The sequence below is a fragment of the Streptomyces sp. GMY02 genome (assembly GCF_019056675.1).
GTDB lineage: Bacteria > Actinomycetota > Actinomycetes > Streptomycetales > Streptomycetaceae > Streptomyces > Streptomyces odonnellii.
Genome location: NZ_CP077658.1, coordinates 4,646,943 through 4,664,554, shown reverse-complemented (window position 1 = coordinate 4,664,554; position 17,612 = coordinate 4,646,943). Strand labels below are relative to the sequence as shown.

General features: G+C 68.0%; 15 protein-coding genes and 2 pseudogenes. 8 read left to right on the top strand and 9 right to left on the bottom strand.

Annotated features, from left to right (window positions below):
• Nucleotides 1-3 precede the first annotated feature (3 nt).
• The 5 genes and pseudogenes from KQY30_RS19610 to KQY30_RS19590 all read left to right on the top strand — a co-directional run bounded on the left by KQY30_RS19610 (nucleotide 4) and on the right by KQY30_RS19590 (nucleotide 5,694).
• The gene (locus tag KQY30_RS19610) at nucleotides 4-1,029 is read left to right on the top strand and encodes a LacI family DNA-binding transcriptional regulator (RefSeq protein WP_046508983.1); all 1,026 of its coding nucleotides are present in this window, start codon (nucleotides 4-6) and stop codon (nucleotides 1,027-1,029) included.
• A gap of 200 nt (nucleotides 1,030-1,229) precedes the next feature.
• Nucleotides 1,230-2,273 carry a S1C family serine protease gene (locus tag KQY30_RS19605; RefSeq protein ID WP_217307943.1) on the top strand — a complete coding sequence of 348 codons (1,044 nt, stop codon included), beginning with the start codon at nucleotides 1,230-1,232 and terminating at the stop codon, nucleotides 2,271-2,273.
• 180 nt (nucleotides 2,274-2,453) lie between these two features.
• A pseudogene (locus KQY30_RS19600) lies at nucleotides 2,454-3,170 on the top strand (response regulator transcription factor); the annotation flags it as partial.
• A 140-nt stretch (nucleotides 3,171-3,310) separates the two neighbouring features.
• Complete coding sequence (locus tag KQY30_RS19595) at nucleotides 3,311-4,738, top strand: cell wall metabolism sensor histidine kinase WalK (protein WP_217307941.1); 1,428 nt, start codon at nucleotides 3,311-3,313, stop codon at nucleotides 4,736-4,738.
• A gap of 260 nt (nucleotides 4,739-4,998) precedes the next feature.
• Nucleotides 4,999-5,694, top strand: coding sequence for a DUF4232 domain-containing protein (locus tag KQY30_RS19590; protein WP_217307940.1), 696 nt, complete (start codon nucleotides 4,999-5,001; stop codon nucleotides 5,692-5,694).
• Between the two features lie 127 nt (nucleotides 5,695-5,821).
• Here KQY30_RS19590 and KQY30_RS19585 read toward each other — a convergent pair whose 3' ends face one another.
• The 3 genes from KQY30_RS19585 to KQY30_RS19575 all read right to left on the bottom strand — a co-directional run bounded on the left by KQY30_RS19585 (nucleotide 5,822) and on the right by KQY30_RS19575 (nucleotide 7,688).
• Nucleotides 5,822-6,016 (bottom strand): DUF397 domain-containing protein, encoded by a 195-nt coding sequence (locus tag KQY30_RS19585; RefSeq protein ID WP_046508489.1) that lies wholly within the window; start codon nucleotides 6,014-6,016, stop codon nucleotides 5,822-5,824.
• A 13-nt stretch (nucleotides 6,017-6,029) separates the two neighbouring features.
• Nucleotides 6,030-6,881, bottom strand: coding sequence for a helix-turn-helix transcriptional regulator (locus KQY30_RS19580; RefSeq protein ID WP_217307939.1), 852 nt, complete (start codon nucleotides 6,879-6,881; stop codon nucleotides 6,030-6,032).
• 243 nt (nucleotides 6,882-7,124) lie between these two features.
• A complete protein-coding gene (locus KQY30_RS19575; protein ID WP_217307938.1) occupies nucleotides 7,125-7,688 on the bottom strand; it encodes a hypothetical protein in 564 nt (187 codons plus the stop codon).
• 119 nt (nucleotides 7,689-7,807) lie between these two features.
• On the opposite strand from KQY30_RS19575, the gene KQY30_RS37145 reads away from it, so the two are divergent.
• On the top strand, nucleotides 7,808-8,494 hold the full coding sequence (locus tag KQY30_RS37145) for a TetR/AcrR family transcriptional regulator (RefSeq protein WP_217307937.1): 687 nt from the start codon (nucleotides 7,808-7,810) through the stop codon (nucleotides 8,492-8,494).
• Between the two features lie 18 nt (nucleotides 8,495-8,512).
• On the opposite strand, the gene KQY30_RS19565 is transcribed toward KQY30_RS37145, so the two are convergent.
• The 5 genes from KQY30_RS19565 to KQY30_RS19545 all read right to left on the bottom strand — a co-directional run bounded on the left by KQY30_RS19565 (nucleotide 8,513) and on the right by KQY30_RS19545 (nucleotide 14,981).
• On the bottom strand, nucleotides 8,513-8,905 hold the full coding sequence (locus tag KQY30_RS19565) for a hypothetical protein (protein ID WP_217307936.1): 393 nt from the start codon (nucleotides 8,903-8,905) through the stop codon (nucleotides 8,513-8,515).
• Nucleotides 8,906-8,985: 80 nt separating this feature from the next.
• Nucleotides 8,986-13,011 carry a NocE gene (locus tag KQY30_RS19560; RefSeq protein WP_254407224.1) on the bottom strand — a complete coding sequence of 1,342 codons (4,026 nt, stop codon included), beginning with the start codon at nucleotides 13,009-13,011 and terminating at the stop codon, nucleotides 8,986-8,988.
• Nucleotides 13,012-13,098: 87 nt separating this feature from the next.
• Nucleotides 13,099-13,416 (bottom strand): hypothetical protein, encoded by a 318-nt coding sequence (locus KQY30_RS19555; protein ID WP_217307934.1) that lies wholly within the window; start codon nucleotides 13,414-13,416, stop codon nucleotides 13,099-13,101.
• A gap of 197 nt (nucleotides 13,417-13,613) precedes the next feature.
• The gene (locus tag KQY30_RS19550) at nucleotides 13,614-14,342 is read right to left on the bottom strand and encodes a hypothetical protein (RefSeq protein ID WP_217307933.1); all 729 of its coding nucleotides are present in this window, start codon (nucleotides 14,340-14,342) and stop codon (nucleotides 13,614-13,616) included.
• 429 nt (nucleotides 14,343-14,771) lie between these two features.
• Entirely contained in the window at nucleotides 14,772-14,981 is a 210-nt protein-coding gene (locus KQY30_RS19545) for a hypothetical protein (protein ID WP_217307932.1), read from the bottom strand.
• Nucleotides 14,982-15,048: 67 nt separating this feature from the next.
• Between KQY30_RS19545 and KQY30_RS19540 the strand changes: the two are divergent.
• Nucleotides 15,049-15,860, top strand: a pseudogene (locus KQY30_RS19540) (IS5 family transposase).
• Between the two features lie 131 nt (nucleotides 15,861-15,991).
• Nucleotides 15,992-16,552 carry a hypothetical protein gene (locus KQY30_RS19535; protein WP_217307931.1) on the top strand — a complete coding sequence of 187 codons (561 nt, stop codon included), beginning with the start codon at nucleotides 15,992-15,994 and terminating at the stop codon, nucleotides 16,550-16,552.
• A 120-nt stretch (nucleotides 16,553-16,672) separates the two neighbouring features.
• On the opposite strand, the gene hemC is transcribed toward KQY30_RS19535, so the two are convergent.
• On the bottom strand, nucleotides 16,673-17,608 hold the full coding sequence (hemC, locus tag KQY30_RS19530; protein WP_217307930.1) for a hydroxymethylbilane synthase: 936 nt from the start codon (nucleotides 17,606-17,608) through the stop codon (nucleotides 16,673-16,675).
• Nucleotides 17,609-17,612: the final 4 nt, after the last annotated feature.

Sequence of the window (17,612 nt, the reverse complement as noted above, 5' to 3'; positions counted from 1 at the left end):
CGCGTGGCCAAGGTGACGCGGGACGATGTGGCACGACTGGCGGGTACGTCGACCGCTGTCGTCAGCTACGTCATCAACAACGGACCCCGGCCGGTCGCCCCGGCCACGCGCGAGCGGGTGGTCGCCGCGATCAAAGAGCTGGGCTACCGCCCGGACCGGGTCGCCCAGGCGATGGCCTCGCGGCGGACCGACCTGATAGGGATGGTCGTCCCCGACGCCCGGCAGCCCTTCTTCGCGGAGATGGCGCACGCGGTGGAACAGGCCGCGGCCGAGCGCGGGAAAATGGTGCTCGTCGGCAATTCCGACTACCGCGACGAGCGCGAGGTCCACTATCTGCGCGCGTTCCTCGGGATGCGGGTCTCCGGGCTGATCCTGGTCAGCCAGGGTCCGAGTGAGCGGGCCGCCGCCGAGATCGAGGCCTGGGACGCACGGGTGGTGCTGCTGCACGAGCGGCCCGAGGGCATCGACGACGTCGCGGTCGTCACGGACGACATCGGCGGCGCGCAGCTCGCCACCCGTCATCTGCTGGAGCACGGTTACGAGTACGTCGCATGTCTGGGCGGCGTCGAGTCCACCCCGGTCGTCGGCGACCCGGTGACCGACCATGTCGAGGGCTGGCGGCGGGCGATGCTGGAGTCGGGCCGGTCGGTGGAGGGCCGCCTGTTCAAGGCCCCGTACAACCGGTACGACGCGTACCGGGTCGCGCTGGACCTGCTCTCGGGCCCCGACCGGCCGCCGGCGCTGTTCTGCGCGACGGACGACCAGGCGATCGGCGTGCTGCGGGCGGCCCGCGAACTACGGCTCGACGTCCCGGGCGAACTGGCGGTGGCGGGCTTCGACGACGTCAAGGAAGCCGGCCTCACCGATCCCCCGCTGACGACGGTCTCCTCGGACCGCCCGGCGATGGCACGGGCGGCGGTGGACCTGGTGCTGGACGACGGCCTGCGGCTGGCGGGCTCGCGCCGGGAACGGGTGAAGCAGTTCCCGTCGGCGCTGATCGTGCGCCGCTCGTGCGGGTGCGGCGGCTGAGGGATCGGTTCGGGTCGGGGGTCGGTCCGGTTCGGGTTCGGGTTGGGGGTCGGCCCGGGTCGGGGTCGCCTCGGATCGGCGGTTCGCTTCGGGTCCGGGCGGCCGGGGCCCGCGGCCCTTACATGGGGCATACACCGTTTTGTTGGGCTTCTCAGGACGTCCTCAGCCCGTTCTCATGTCGCGCGCCGACAGTCGATTCCATGACCGACTACTACCGCAGCAGCGGCGACGCAGACAGCACGCAGCAGCAGCCCACCGGAGGGTTCCCGGGGCCCGCGGCCTACCCGCCGCCGCCCGCGTACGGTCCTCCCGCCCCGCCGACCCACCGCGGCCGGGGCCGCGCCCGTACCCCGGGCACGCTCCTCGCGGCGGTGGCGCTCGCCGCCGCGGTCGTCGGCGGCGGCACGGCCGCCCTGGTCGGGCAGTACTCCGACGACAGTACGGGCACCACCGCCACCAGCATCGTCAGCGGCACCCCCGTCTCGCAGAGCAGCAAGGGCACCGTCGCCGGGGTCGCCGAGGCCGTGTCCCCCAGCATCGTCGAGATCAACGCCAGCTCGACCGGCGGCGAGTCCACCGGTTCCGGCGTGATCATCACCTCCGACGGCGAGATCGTCACCAACAACCATGTCATCAGCGGCGCGTCCTCGGTGAAAGTGCAGCTCAGCACGGGCAGGACATACAACGCCACGGTCGTGGGCACCGACGCCGACAAGGACCTCGCGCTGATCAAACTCGACGGCGCGAGCGGCCTCAAGGCAGCCACGCTCGGCGACTCCGGCGGGCTCAAGGTGGGCGAGGGGGTCGTGGCGATCGGCTCCCCCGAGGGCCTGACCGGCACGGTCACCAGCGGTATCGTCTCCGCGCTCGACCGCGATGTCACCGTCGCCAAGGAGCAGGACCAGGGCCAGGGCGACGGCCAGAGCGCGAACCCATGGCAGCAGGGGGGCGGCGGAAACTGGCCGTTCGAATTCGGCGGGCAGCAGTTCAACGGCGACACCGGCTCCTCGAAGACCACGTACAAGGCGATCCAGACCGACGCCTCGCTCAACCCGGGCAACTCCGGTGGCGCGCTGATCGATATGAACGGGCAGATCATCGGCATCAACTCCGCGATGTACGCGCCGAGTTCGGCCTCGGCCGACGTGGGCTCCAGCGCCGGCAGTGTCGGCCTGGGCTTCGCGATCCCGATCAACACCGTCAAGGCGGACCTGGCCGCGCTGCGCGACGGGGGTACGAACTGATCCGGTCCGCCGGCATCCGCTCCACCGGGGCACCCCTCACGGCAACGCCCCCGGCCGTGCGACGCTGATAGCACCGGTACGAGCCGACGAGCCCGGTACGACCGGCGACCGGCGACCGGCCCGAACAAGAACACACGAGACACCCCGAGACACCCGAGACACCCACGAGGTAGACGAGATATGAGTCCCGCCGAAGGCGATCCGCAGAGAATCCTGATCGTCGACGACGAACCCGCCGTACGCGAGGCCCTCCAGCGGAGCCTCGCGTTCGACGGGTACGGGACCGAGGTCGCCGTCGACGGCGTCGACGCCCTCGCCAAGGCCGCCGCGTACACGCCGGACCTGATCGTTCTCGACATCCAGATGCCCCGCATGGACGGCCTGACCGCGGCCCGCCGCCTCCGCGCCGCCGGTTCGAAGGTCCCGATCCTGATGCTGACGGCCCGCGACACGGTCGGCGACCGGGTCACGGGCCTGGACGCGGGCGCCGACGACTACCTGGTCAAGCCCTTCGAGCTGGACGAGCTGTTCGCCCGTATCCGCGCGCTGCTGCGCCGCAGCTCGTACACCGCGGCCACCGTGAGCGACGGCCGGCCCGAGCACGATGTCCTCGCCTTCGCCGATCTGCGCATGGACCTCACCACACGCGAGGTCACCCGCGGCAGCCGCCGGGTGGAGCTGACCCGTACCGAATTCACCCTGATGGAAATGTTCCTCGCGCACCCCCGGCAGGTGCTCACCCGGGAGCAGATCCTCAAGGCGGTCTGGGGCTTCGACTTCGAGCCGAGTTCCAACTCGCTGGACGTGTATGTGATGTATCTGCGCCGCAAGACAGAGAGCGGCGGCGAACCGCGCCTGGTACACACGGTGCGCGGAGTCGGCTACGCACTGCGAGCGGACAGCAGTACAGGCGGCGGTACGAGCAGCGGCACGGGTGGCGGTACAGGGGGCGGTACGAGCGGTACGGCCGGTACGGGCAGCGGCAGCGGTGCCGCACCCGGCCGCGGCACCCGTACCGGAAGCGGCGGGGGCGCCGAGTGACCGGTCCGATCCGCCGGTTCCAGTCGCTCCCCCTGCGCTCCCGGCTCGCGCTCCTGGTGACCACGGCCGTGGCCGTGGCCGTCGCCGCCGTCGCCGTCACCTGCTGGCTGCTCACCCGTACCCAGCTCCCGAGCGAACTGGACACCTCGCTCCAGAACACCTCGGCTCCCGGCGCCACCGTCCAGGACGCCATCAACAACTGCGTCAACGGCACGAATACCAGCGCCCCGAGCGGATCCGGCTTCGCCTATATCCAGGTGGTCCTGCCCGACGGCACCCGCTGTGTGGCCTCCGACTCCGAGCCCGTGACCGTCCAGCAGGAGGATCTCGCGGTCGCCAACGGCACCGAGCACCAGTCCCTGCACGACAGCACGACCGAGAGCGGCACCCCGGTCCGTGTCTTCACCCAGCGCCAGTCGTTCGTCCGCCCCAACGCACTCCGCGCCGACGAGCTCGCGGTCTCCGTGGCGCGCCCCCTCACCGAGATCAACTCGTCCCTCAACCAGCTCGCCCTGCTCCTCACCGCCGTCGCCGGCATCGGCGTCATCGGCGCGGGCGCGGCCGGCCTCTGGGTCGCGAGGGCCGGGCTGCGCCCGGTCGACGGTCTGACCCGCGCGGTCGAACATGTCGCCCGTACGGAAGACCTCACCGTCCGTATCCCGGTCGCGGGCGAGGACGAGATCGCCCGGCTGTCCCGTTCCTTCAACTCCATGACCGCCGCGCTCGCCTCCTCCCGCGACCGGCAGTCGCAGCTCATCGCCGACGCCGGGCACGAACTGCGGACGCCGCTGACCTCTCTCCGTACGAACGTCGAACTGCTCGCGCGCAGCGAGGAGACGGGCCGCGCGATCCCGCCCGACGACCGCAAGGCGCTGATGGCGTCCGTCAAGGCGCAGATGACCGAACTGGCCGCCCTCATCGGCGACCTCCAGGAACTGTCCCGCCCGGACGCGGCCGACCCCGGCCCGCTCCAGGTCGTCGCGCTGCACGACATCGTGGAGAGCGCCCTGGAACGCGCCCGCCTCCGCGGCCCGGACCTGACCGTCACCGCGGATCTGAGCCCCTGGTACGTACGGGCCGAACCCGCCGCGCTCGAACGCGCCCTGGTCAACGTCCTCGACAACGCGGTGAAGTTCAGCCCCCCGGGCGGGTCGGTGGAGGTCGCCCTCGCCGAACGCGGCGAGCTGACCGTACGCGACCACGGCCCCGGCATCCCGGCCGACGAACTCCCGTACGTCTTCGAACGCTTCTGGCGCTCTCCCTCCGCCCGCGCCCTCCCCGGCTCCGGTCTGGGCCTGTCGATCGTGGCCCGCACGATCCAGCAGACGGGCGGTCAGATCACCCTGCACCCCGCTCCGGAGGGCGGCACGGTGGCGTCGATCCGGATCCCGGGAGCCCCGACCCCGCCCCCGGAAACCCCGTAGATCTTCCGGAAGCCCCGTGGGTACGGCGGGAGCCGTCCCGGAAAGCCGTTCCAGGGGTGGGTCGTTTCCGCAGGTCAGACGGCACTCAATCGTTCCAGCGTCCCGTTCTTCCCGTGGATGGTTGCGGGGCGGGGCGGGCTGGCCGAAGGCTGTGGGCAGACAGCAGCACCGGCCGGGAGGCACCCGTCGCTCAGCGACCGCCTTCCTCGCCGTCGTCGCGCTTCCGTCTCCGCAAGCCAACCGACACGGGAAGAAGAACCATGCGCAAGCACCGCATCCGCACCACAGCCCTGGCCGCCACCGTCCTCGCCGCCGCCCTGTCACTGACCGCCTGCCAGGACACGGACGCGGAGACGGGCGCCAAGGAGAACGTCTCTTCGGAGGTGCCTGCCGACAACGCCGGGTCGGACGCGTCCGAGGGCTCGGGGACCTCCAAGGACTCGGGTGCCGCCAAGGGCTCGGACACGTCCGAAGCCACCGACACCTCCGAGGCCGCGGCCAGCGGCAACGCCTCGGGCAGCGCTGCCGAGGGCTCCGGCGACAAGAGCGGTTACGGGCAGGTCTGCGGCGCCAATGACATCTCCTGGAGCACCCGGTCCGAGACCCAGGCCGGCGGCTACATCCTGATCATCGCGAAGGCCAACCCGGGAATCACCTGCGTCCTGCCCGCCGCGCTCCCCACGGTCGCCTTCGGATCCGACGGCACCGAGGCGGGCCCGGCGGAACAGGCCGTCGGCGAGGCAATCACGCTGAGCGGCAGCACCACCGCGTATGCCGGGGTGAACCCGAAGACCACCAAGGACAACGGCGGCAAGGAACTGGACAGCATCGTCGTCGCCGTCGGCAACACCGACCCGAACCCGGTCTCCCTGCCGGTCGACACGATCACCGTCGAAGACCCCATCGTCACCAACTGGCACACCTCGGCGGCGGACGCGGTCCCCTTCAGCTCCTGACGAACCAGCACCCTTAACGAACCGCCACCGCCCCGAACGGTTCGTACCTCGGATACGGAACATACGGAACGGGCGGTCCCCGTTCGTGTCGACGGGGACGGCCCGAGGCGGGGAGTGACGCGGCCGCTCAGGTCAGGTCGTCGAACTCGCCTTCCTTGGCGCCGCCGAGGAACGCGCGGAGCTTGGTGCGGGTGGTGCGGATGATGACGTCGGGGTGGTCGCTCTCGCGCAGGAGGATCTCGCCGTTGTGCTCCGCGAGTTCGAGGCAGTTGTTGCCCTCCGCACCTGACGATTTTGAGGACTTTCTCCAATGAATATCCATTATTGCCACGCCTTCACACCTCTTGTGCAATATCGCGAATGAAGTCCCGTGATCTCTCAGGATCGAGCGATCGCTCCTCGACCCTGTCCAGCACGGCTCGATAGTTCACGAGGCGCGTTTCGGCATCCAGAAATGCAGGTCCGGTCGCGGTGTCCGTCTGTACGGTGTCGAGCTGCGGGACGGAGCCGTAGACGTATTGTGTCGAACTGCCGGTCTCCGGGAAACCGCCCGCCGCGAACGGGATCGCACGGACAGTGACATTGTCGCGGTCCGACTCCTTGAGCAGATGGTGGAGTTGGCCGCGGGCGACCTTGGGGCCGCCGTACACCATCCGCAGTGCGGCCTCATGGATCAGGAACGTGCAGGTCGGCGGGGTTTCCCGGTCGAGCACATCGCGGCGCTTGAGCCGGTGCGAGAGTTGCCGCCGCTGGCGCGCCGCACTCAGCGGCGGCACGACTTCCGCGTAGACGGCACGCGCGTACTCCTCGTTCTGGAGCAGGCCGGGCATATACATGATCTGCACCGACCGGATGCCTATGGCGTGGTGCTCCAACTCGGCCAGATCGAGCGCGCCGCTGGAAAAGTCACCACGGTAGTCCTCCCACCAGCCGCTTATACGCTCCGCGGCCATGGTGGCGAGGGCTTCGATGTATGCCTCGTCCGGACACTCGTAATGAGCCGCCCACGTCCGCACCCGCTCGGGGCTCACACCGAACCGGCCCGATTCGATGTTGCTGATGGTGGTGCGGTCCGTACCGAGCATGGCCGCCGCATCGGTGAGCGAGAGCCCGGTGTGCTCTCGGATCTTGCGCAGTTCGGTACCCAGCCGGCGCTGCCGCGCCGTGGGCGCCTTCCTCGATGGCATCGGCCTCTCCTCTTGTCAGACCTCAGTGTGTCTGGTGTCTGAGCGAGGGTCCAACCTGTCTATATATTTGCGATAAGGCGTCCAATACTTGAGGTGAGGTGCCGCGGTTGCGGTATCGCGCGTAGCCGCTGGTAGAAGTGAAATGCGGCTGTTGGAAGGCGTCTTGACGCGCGCTCAGCATGCTTTTGAGGGCAACGTGGTTCAAGCCGGCGGAAGCGGGGGTGGGGGCTCGGGCGGAGGCCGCTACGCGGTGGCACCGTCGGCGGACCTGGCCGTCACCGCTCCGTTGTCGGTCTGGGTGGCGTCCAGGCCGTCCACCGCGGGGTCGTACTTCCACGCGAGCAGGCCGAACCAGACGAGGGTCAGGAACGCCTGCGGCGACAGCCAGAGGTTGGACAGCACGGCGCCGAAGAACGTGTAGAGCGCGAGCCACAGTCCGCTGACCACGCCGACGACACGTATCGCGGTGGAGCGGCACAGCAGCGACACCGTGACGGTCCACACCCCGGCGAGCACATGTCCGCCAAGCCGCACCGGCCAGGCGATGTCGTAAGGCACGTTGTTGATCAGCATCGCGCCGGTTGTGATGTCGAGTGCGAGCCAGCAGAAGCCGGCGGCCTTGGCCCACATCGGCCCGTTCATCCGGCTGACCACGAACAGGATCGACAGATGGAACAGCACACCGACGCTCTCACCGACCGGTGAGCCCTTGGTGGCGAGCCCGAGGGCGAGCGTCGGAACGAACAGGACGATGGGCAGGACCGCGAGCGTGCGGAAGCCGAGGATCTCGCGATTTTCGGTGAGCATGGCCTCATCCAGGTCATAGCGGATTCATAGTGGATAACCACTATCCAGTTCTCGCCCGGGAAGCTAGCACGAGCGGATAGCCTTTATCCACTTCTGGCGGGGCTGGCTATGCTGACGGGATGAACGCGACCCCGCAGCCCGGTGACGAGCGGCCGTTGCGGCGTGACGCGGAGCGCAACCGGCAGCGGATCATCGACGCCGCCCGCGAGGTGTTCGCCGCCCAGGGGGTGAGCGCGGGCCTGAACGACATCGCCCACCACGCCGGCGTGGGCGTCGGTACGGTCTACCGCCGCTTCCCCGACAAGGAGGTTCTGGTCGAGGTCGCGCTCCAGGAGCATCTGGCGAGTCTGGTGGCGCTCATCGACGAAGGACTCGCCGCGGCCGATCCCTGGGAGGGATTCACCCACGTCGTACGGCGGGCCGTGGAGATGAACGTCGCCGACCGCGGCCTGCGCGATGTCGCCTTCAGCTCGGGGGGTGGCCGGCGGCAGGTGGACGCGATGCGTGACGGCATCGTGCCCGGGATGGGCCAACTCCTGCGGCGCGCGCAGCAGGACGCCAGCGCGCGCCCGGACATCACCGTCACCGATCTCATCATGCTGATGCTCATGCTCACCGAGTTCGCGCAGCGCAGCGCGACGGTCAAGCCCGAGGCCTACCGCCGCTACCTGGACCTAGTGATCGGCTCGCTGCGCGCCGACCGCGAGGGGGGCGACGGGGGCGACACCGACCTCGCGGTGACGGTGAGCGCGGACGAGGCAAGAGCGATCGCGGAACAGTGGTCGGAGCCACGCGGGAACCGGTGACCCGCCCAGCGTGCCGGCTTACTCGCTCCTCGGCTGGACCCCGGCCAGCACTCCCCCGACGGCCGCGAACAAGGTGAGGTACAGAATGGTTTCGGTGCTGCCGACACCGGCGTCCTCAATGATGTGGCCGCCGATGAACAACCACGCCACCGCGCCTCCCAGTACAAGTAAGTGGTTGCCCCGCTCGCGCACCGCGCGCATCGCTGCCCACAGCAGCACCGGCATCGATGCCACGCCGGCGATCTGCGCCAGCAGCCCTTCCAGGAAGCCGGTGCCGAAGTTCGAGTCCGGAGCGGCCCGAGCGTCCTGCGCCCACTCCCGTGCCGAAGTCCAAATCCAGTAGCAGACCGCGGCTGCCGCCGCCGATACGAGAACGCCCTTCACCCAGCGGGCGGTCATGGTCTTCGTCATGTCCTCACCGTGTCACGAAGGCGGGCAACGGGGCCCGAGCACGAGTGCTCAGACCCCGTTCCGTCATTGCTGGTTGGGGTTCAGTTGTCGGCGAGCGTGTGCTCCAGGGCGTCGGCGTACACCCCGGCGCCCGCGACCTTCGGGTGGAAGGACTTCATGGACGGAGCCAGGTTGCCCGGCAGCCACGCCCAGTCGCGGTTGTCTGCCTTCGAGTGACCGGACAGGACGATTCCGTGGATCGTCTCGGGGGCACCGCAGATCGCCTTCCCGGCGAACTCGTCACGCGGGTCGGAGAAGACGGCGTTCGCGTTGTAACGGCTGTTGGCGTCGTTGACGGCGCCCTGCATCTCGGTGGCCATGGTGTCCGCCATCTCGTTCAGCCAGGGCGCCTCCTCGGTGCCGACCCCGATAATGCACTGGCCGTTGCCCTCCAGGAGCACCGGATAGCCCATAAGGACGATCTTCGCGTTCGGCGCCCGCTTGTGGATCTCATTGAGTGTGGTGACGAGGCGCGGCCGGACCTGGTCATGGAGCCACTTCGGTGCCCACTGGTCCATCGGCCCGGTCTCCCCGTCTGTCACCTGCCCGGTATCGGGGTCCTTGTTTTCGATGGAGTCGTCGTTGCACACGGTGATGGCCTCGATGCAGTGGACGAAAATGTCAGTGAATCGGGCGTCGTTGCCGCCGATCGACAGCATGACCATCGAGGTGTTCTGGTCGAGGTAGCCCTTGTCGAACTGCCCCAGTTCGCCGTACTGGCCTTCGCGCAGGATGTTGTAGTGACGGGCGCCGGAGCACGCGATGAACTGGTAGTCCATGTTCGAGTCCCGGTCGTCCGCCATCGCGCCGATCGACTTCGACTGCCCCGGCAGCACGGCCTGGCGCGACCAGGCGTACTTCGAGCGGTGGCACTTGTTCTCGGTGTCCGGCTGCAACTCGTCGTAGTAGTCGGACTCGGGGTAGTAGTCGTCGCCGCCGTTCGTCGAGGCGCCCTCGCCCGAGGAGTAGGAGTCGCCCATGCCCACGATCTGGTGGGTGGGCTTGCCGCTCAGCGGCTGGAAACCGACGGAGTCCCAGGCCACGTCCTCGGTGCCCTTGCCGTCCTCGGTCACGTTCGACAGGGACACCGTGGGAGTGCCGGTGAAGTTGAAGACACCGATCGGCACCCACTTGTTCTCCATCACCCGCTGCGGCAGCGCGCGGTTGGGGCTGGTGGAGTTGGTGCCGCCCACCTTATACATGGCCTGGCGGGTGTGCGCGCCGTGGTCGGGCAGATGCACCCAGACCCGCATCCACCCGCGGTCCGGTTTGTTCAGCGTCCATGTGCCGGTGGTCCGCAGCCGGCTTGCGTCAGCGGTACCACTCTTGTTGGTGTGCGAGAACCAGAAGTGATTGCCGTACGCGGCACCGATCTGGTGCAGGTCGATCCGGCCCGAGGCGGTCTCAAAGTCCAGGCTGAACGAACCCGCGGACGACGCCGTCCCGCACCCTCGGGCGGTGGAATTGGCCGGGATGACGCCGTCGGCGACGTCGTCGACGATGTACGTCCCGGAGGGCAGGTTGGCCGAGCACTGCGGTGGGTACGAGTTGGCGTCCGGCTGTTCGGGATAGGTGTCGTCGAACCGGTGGATCGGGTTGCCGCATTGGGCGCTGACCGTGCAGTTCTTCCAGGTCACGGGCTTGGTGAACCAGCACTTCAGATACAGCGGATCGGACTCGCTCGGGTCACCGGGCAGTAGGCAGGGACCGCCACCGGTGTTGTTCGTGGCGTCGCCGCTGATCTTTGACGCGTCGCAGTCGTTGCTGGTGTCGCAGAACGCGGCGATCGGAGGCTTGGCCGTCGTACGGTAGGCGTTGGTGTTCCACCACGCGGCGCGGTAACCGGCCTGGAAGTCGCCCGGCTTGAACATCGCCGAGATCGGGCGAGCGGCCCAGCCGATGACCTTCTCCTGGTACGGCCAGTATTGCGGATTCGCGGCGTGGCTGTAGTCGTCGGCACCGGACGCGTTCTCCAGGAACGGTGTACGGTTTTCCTTCCACAGCGGGTTCGCCGGGTTATTGGTCCAGCCCAGGCCCCACTTACCGGAGTTGCTGCCCGCGTCCGCCTTCGGGTGGTATCCCGAGTTGTACGACCACAGGGCCGCGAACCAGTTCTCGATGTACTTCGGGTTGCCGTCGTTGATGATGATTCCGTCGGCGCGGGTCTGGTTCCACTTCTCGATCAGGATGTTCACGCCGGACGCGATGTTCGCCGCGTAGTCGAGCGCAACAGCCTCCTGCTGCTGCGTTGTCATCGTCGGCTGGCCCTTGCCCGGCAGCCGCATACCGTCCGTGACCTGAGTGACACCGTAGCCGCAGTCGGACTCGGTCCAGTCGATGGCCCAGGGGTCGCTCTGGGTGCCGTCGGGGGCGTACGTGACGCCATAGAAGTTGCCGATCAGCGGGTTCGCCGTGACGCCCGGAACGGCGAAGCGGGTCGCCTGCCACATGTTCGACTCCTGCGCGGTGATGCCGAGCATCACCTGGGCCGGGATGTGCCAGTCGGCGCCGCTGCCGCCGCTCAGTGACCTGAGCGGGAACAGGGTCTGCGGCGCGTACGCGGACATCCCCGTGTTCTTCCAGTCCGCCGGTCGGGTCGCGCCCTTGTTGAGCGTGCCCACGATCGCCTGGTCCACGGCCCACTCGATCTGCCGCGGAGTCGGCTGGAACGCCTGCTTCTTCGGGTCGTTTCGCGGGACCGAGCACGTACGGTCGGTGTCGACCGGGTTTGCCATCGGCGTGACCTTCCCGGACTGCATGGGCGCTGCGAGCGCGGGACTCATCGCGGTCGCGGCGCGTTGCGCCGCATCGCTTCCGATCCGGTCGCCCGGCGCGGCGTCCAGGACGGTCGTCCTGCCAGTGTCCAGGGCCTTCAGGGTGATCCTTGCGGCACGCGCCGAGAACGAGTCCTTCTGCGTGATCCTGGAGTCCTTGCCGTCGGCCCATGCCGTGGTCACGGCGGCGGCGCCGTGGCTGGAGACCCGGGCGTCCTTGGCGATGCCGCCCGGGTTGCGGACGGTGGCCGGCAGCGCCCCCTTGTTCTGCGCCTCGCCCGTGACGTACACCGACCCGGACGGCGTCCGGTCGAGGTCGAAGCGAGTGAGCGCGCCCTGAGCGAGCTGTGCGGCCCGGGCCGTGCCGTCGGCCCTCCGTATCGCCTGGGCGGAGACGCGCGAGACGGCGGCCTGGTCGGAGGGTGCGGAGTTTTTGCCCCCGGCCTTGCGTGCGGCATGGTCAACCGGCAGCCGGTCGATGAAGGTGACACCGCCCTCGGCGTCCGGCTTGAGCTCGAACGGCACGGCGTGCGTGGGGGCGACGGCCTTCACCCTCGCCCCGTCGATCCGCACGATCGCGTGGCCGCGGGCCGCCACGATGTGGTCGTCCACCGGAACGGCGGAGGTGACCTGGCCGGCCACCACCGACTCGGCGGTCTGGCCGGTGCGGGCATCGGCGGTGACAAGCTGGGTCTCGTTCTTCCTCGACGTGATCTCATCCGTGAACCGCGAGAACACCACGTCCTCGCCGGTGCCACAGCCTGGCGAGAAGTAGCCGAGCGTCGCCGTGAACGGCAGTTTGCGCACGGCACCGCTGTCCAGGTTCACGATCGCGGCGAACGCACCGCGGCTCAGCAGTTCGGGCTTGTTGGTGAAGGTACGCGGCGCGTACGCCACGGCGGCGTAGGTGCCGGACGTGGTCACACAGGCGTTGCCGATCCAGGTGTCCGTCTCGAACCCCGGCTCGGAGAGCGAGGCGGCGGTCTTCCACGCGTAGCCGTTCTTCTCGTCGGCCACCATCACGTGGAAGCCCGTGCCGTCGCCGGAGGCCGTGAAGGCCCGGTCTGAGGACGACTTGTAGCTCTCGCCGAGCAGTGTGGCGCGCTCCTTCGCGGGAACGGCGCTGGGGTTGCCGCCGACCGGGTGCCCGTTGCCCGGGGTGGCGGATTTCACCGTCGAGTCCGAGGACCATCCGTTGGCCGCTCCCGGCGGGACAGCGTCCGCGTACGCCTGCGTCGTACCGATCCCACAGGCCACCGCCATCGCAACGGCTGCGGCAATCGGAACACGCACAAGTCTCAATAAGCTGTTTCTCAATTTCCTGTCTTTCCCATTGAATTCATACCGAACAAGAATGCGCCGCGCATTCGATGCTCTTGTTCAATAGCGATCATGTGAGGCATTCTCGTTTTTCAGGGTGGAGACGAGATTGTCCGCAGGCCAGTAATCACCGCAGGTGGGCAGGAATGCCTGGCTCGGGCCGCTGTATCCGGAATAAAAATAGACACGGTAGGTGGCCGAGCATTCACCGTTGGATCCGGATGCCGCATTGTTCTTGACAGCCTGACCATCGCCCTCATTGGTCAGGACACAGACCGCAGGACTTCCCGAAACTTGTTTTGTCCTGAACACGTAACGCACGAGAACCGCCCCGTTCGGGGAGTACCCGTAGTAATCAGGAATGTCCTTGTCCGCCACGAAGCACGGACTATCCGAATACCAGGTCTGCGGCCCTCGGCTGTTGTAGTGCAGAGCAAAGCAGTACCAGTTCCCCGCCGAGTCGCAGGCGTCCGACTCGTATGTCGTGGACTCCGCCGTTGCAGGGGCGGCAGTAAATACGAGGGACATGATGGCGCTGACAGCGACGGATGCCGCGAAAAGCTTTCTTCTCAGATTCATCGGTTGCTCGCAGCCGTGTACGCCTGCCGGACCTTCGCATCGGAAGCTTCTTTCACGCTTTTCTCCTCGGTGAGCTTGGATGCATTCTCCGCAATCACCTTTTCCTGCTTCTCGCTCTCCTGCGCGTTCCAGATCTTCACGAGTCCGGTTTCCTCCTTGCAGGCCACATCTGCGATTGCCTGAGCGATTTCCCCTTCGGTTACGGGGGAGGACAGTGAGATTCCCAGTTCACGCAAATCTTCGAGCGGGTGATTCCGCTCGTAACCCTTCTCCCCCATACAGGAGGACCACTTCGCCACGGCCGAGACGACGTCCGAATCAGTGCGCGACTGCTCGAAAACCACGGCCCCGAGCTGCTGCGCTTCGGGCGTCTGAGGCATGGGGAACATACGGCGGGCCTCACCACGGCAGCCGCCTTCAGGAACCCTCTCTCCTTCATAAACGCCACTCTCGACTTCGACCCCTGTGCCGGTGAAAACGGCAGACTCGGCGCCCTGAGCCGGCTCCCAGTGAGGAGGCTCCTCAGTTTCGGCAGGAAGGTGGTATCCGTACTTCAAGGCCAGCGCAGGGTCCGAGATGCCGTAGCGGCGTCCCATGGCTGAATTCGTCTGCGCAGTCACGGATTGCTCAGAGACCGGGGGAGGGCCGAAGTCGCGGAAGCCGTAGCGGGCCATGCACTTCTTCCACTGGTCCTGGACTGCGACCTGCCAGACGTAACCGTCCACCGGACTCGTGATGTACGCGTCGAGGGGGAGAGTCAGCCCCTTCGCCAATCCATCGGTGGGCGCCGTCGGCAATGCGCTGAGCGCGATCCGTTCAGGCGTTCCCGCCGGCCCATTTGCGACCGTAGTCGGACGCGGGTCTCCCGCCTGTTGGCTTCCACAGCCGGTGAGCAGAACTGCGATTACGGCAGCTCCGGTTAAGCTTCCCAGTATTTTCAATGCGAACAATCTCTCTCTCAAGTTCGAGGTCGGCCAGCGGCTCGCAGTGCATCCCACTACAGGGACAACGTGTGACGCTGCAACCGCAGAACGTATTGACCTGGCGAGCATATGCATGCCAAATCAGGTTGTCTATACCTTTTTTTGCGTCACGTCGGCCAGGGCGGATTGCGGGATTATCCGGGGCGATACGGCCTTCCGCGACCGACGGCATCACCGTCGCAGCGACGAGAAGCACCATCGGGCTTCGAGGAGCGCGGCCGTGCTCACCCGCAGCCAGCGCTGGGCACCCGTGTCAGGGCCGGGTTCCGAGAGCTCCAGGGGGTCGCCGTTCCGCACGGGGAAGTAGCCGCCGGTCACGTCGGCGAGTTCTTGGCCGAACACGAGCGACAACGCGGCGAGGCGCGGTGCCGGGGCACTCAAGCCCAGCAAGATCCACAACACACGCCCTAGGGGGTGTCTTTCCGATCATCGGGTCGTTGGTCTGGTTGTGAGGGATGGGGAGATTTCTGACGCCGCGTGGGCGGTGATCGTGCCGTTGCTGCCGCCTGCGGGCCGGGCTCGTGGCCGGTGGCGGGATCAGCGTCAGGTTCTTGAGGGCATCGTGTTCAAGTTCCGTACCGGTCTGCCCTGGAGGGACCTGCCCGAGCGGTTCGGCCCGTGGCAGACCGTCCACGGGCGGTTCGCCCGCTGGGCCACCGACGGCACCTTCGACCGTCTCCTGGCCGCGGCACAGACCCGGGCCGAGGTCGACTGGCTGGTCGCGATCGACTCCACGATCGTCCGCGCCCACCAGCACGCCGCCGCCAAAGAGGGCTCGAAGACCGCGGGCTCGGGCGCTCCCGCGGCGGGCTGACCAGCAAGGTCCACCTCGCCTGCGACGGACGCGGCCGTCCCCTGGCCTTCCTGGTCACCGGCGGCAACCGCAACGACTGCACCCGGGCCGAAGCCGTCATCGGCCGCATCCGCGTCCCCCGACCGGGACCAGGAAGACCCAGGACACGGCCCGGGCATGTCGTCGCGGACAAGGGCTACTCCGCCCGTTCCTTCCGCGCCTACCTCCGCCGGCGCGGGATCAGAGCCACGATCCCCGAACGCACCGACCAACTCGCCGGCCGCAGACGTCGTCGGGAGCGGCCCTGCGGATTCGACAAGACCGCCTACAGGCGCCGCAACGTGGTCGAACGCTGCTTCCACCGCCTCAAACAATGGCGCGGCATCGCCACCCGCTACGACAAACACCCCGACCGCTACCTCGCAGCCATCACCCTCGCCAGCACCCTCATCTGGCTCGACACCTGATCGACAAGACACCCCCTAGAACGTTTGTGATGGGCGCCGGCACCAATCCGGCGTACGACGGCTACGGGCGACCGTAATCACCGTACCGATCTGGTCTCCCCCGTGAGGCATGGCACCGCTGCCCAGGGCATGTGACCACTGCCGATGACCGCGTCTGCACCATTAAGGGGTACAAGGCGTTCCCGTTGACGGTCCATGTCCGGAAAGTCTTCAATCCTCGCATGGATCCGCTTACTCATTTAGTGACTCATTCGCTGGCGCACCTCGCCAAGCATCTTGGCAACTCCGTGGAGGAATGGCTCAACGAAAACTCCCCGGAGGAGCGCTCCAAGCGAGACGCGGTCATGTATCAGCACATGCGGCAGGACGCGCTCTGTCTCGTGGAGTTCGGACTCGTCCACGGTTTGCAGCCCGCTTACAAAGAGATCATGTTCCGGGCGTACTGCCGGGGGTTCAACTCACGCATACCGTCTGACGCGTTGTACAACGTCGGCTACCTGGCTGAGGCTTTGGGCCGGGATACCCGCGACGGCGAGAACGGTTACCGCCAGTGCTTCAGCGGCCGGGGGCATGTCGAGTCCCTGCTGTCGAAGAACAACCAGGTCGGCGACCGCGGCGACGGCGACTGCTTCTGCCGGCACGAGTGGGTCCCGGAGAATTTCCGGGCCCGCGCACGTCAGCACCGCGGCTGACAACCGTTCCGAAGGCTGTCCGGCGGATCTGCGTGAGCCCGCCGGACAGCAGGACCTAGTGCCCCTCCCGGCAAGGCTTGCCCGGTCGCACCAGTAGTCGCGGCACCAGCGGTCGCCGTACTAGTGCGCGATGCCGTCGATCAGTTCGCGGGCTCCCTGGCGGAGCAGCGCGACCGCCACCGAGGTGCCCAGCGTCGCCGGGTCCAGCGGGCCCGCCCACTCGTGTGCGTTCAGTACGGTCTTGCCGTCCGGGGTGAAGACACAGGCCCGCAGCGAGAGGTCGCCGTTGCGGTGCGCCTTGGCGTAACCGGCGATGGGCGAGTTGCAGTGGCCCTGGAGGACATGCAGGAACATGCGCTCCGCCGTCGTCTCACGGTACGTGTCGGGATCCCCGAGCCCGCTGATCGCGTCTATCAGGACGGTGTCGTCCTCGCGGCACTGGAGCGCGAGGACGCCCGCGCCGATCGGCGGGCACATCGTCTCGGGCGACAGGGCCTCGGAGATCACATCCGTACGGCCGATGCGTTCGAGGCCGGAAACGGCCAGGAGCAGGGCGTCGGCCTCGCCCGCGGCGAGCTTCTCCAGGCGGCGGTTGGCGTTGCCGCGGAACGGTACGCACTCCAGGTGCGGGTGCGAGGCGGCGAGCTGGGCGATACGGCGGACCGAAGAGGTGCCGATCCGGGTGCCGGCCGGGAGTTCGTCGAGGGTGAGACCGCCCGGGTGAACCAGGGCGTCGCGGATGTCGTCGCGCTTGAGGAACGCGGCGAAGGTCGTCCCGGCGGGCAGCGGGCGGTCCGCCGGGATGTCCTTGACACAGTGCACCGCGAGGTCAGCCTCGCCCGCGAGCAGCGCGGCGTCGACCTCCTTGGTGAAGGCGCCCTTGCCCTCGACCTGGCTCAGGTCGCCCATCCACTTGTCGCCGGTGGTCTTGACCGGGACGACCTCGGTGGCGGTGCCGGGGTGGAGCGCGGCCAGCTCGGCGCGCACGCGCTCCACCTGGGCGAGGGCCATGGGCGAGTCGCGGGAGACGATACGGATCAGCTCAGGGACGGACATGGGG

Coding starts and splice junctions, on each gene's coding strand:
- KQY30_RS19590 (WP_217307940.1), top strand. CDS start 4,999: ATGCGCAAGCACCGCATCCGCACCACAGCCCTGGCCGCCACCGTCCTC.
- hemC (WP_217307930.1), bottom strand. CDS start 17,608: ATGTCCGTCCCTGAGCTGATCCGTATCGTCTCCCGCGACTCGCCCATG.
- KQY30_RS19575 (WP_217307938.1), bottom strand. CDS start 7,688: ATGCTCACCGAAAATCGCGAGATCCTCGGCTTCCGCACGCTCGCGGTC.
- KQY30_RS19565 (WP_217307936.1), bottom strand. CDS start 8,905: ATGACGAAGACCATGACCGCCCGCTGGGTGAAGGGCGTTCTCGTATCG.
- KQY30_RS19585 (WP_046508489.1), bottom strand. CDS start 6,016: ATGGATATTCATTGGAGAAAGTCCTCAAAATCGTCAGGTGCGGAGGGC.
- KQY30_RS19580 (WP_217307939.1), bottom strand. CDS start 6,881: ATGCCATCGAGGAAGGCGCCCACGGCGCGGCAGCGCCGGCTGGGTACC.
- KQY30_RS19605 (WP_217307943.1), top strand. CDS start 1,230: ATGACCGACTACTACCGCAGCAGCGGCGACGCAGACAGCACGCAGCAG.
- KQY30_RS37145 (WP_217307937.1), top strand. CDS start 7,808: ATGAACGCGACCCCGCAGCCCGGTGACGAGCGGCCGTTGCGGCGTGAC.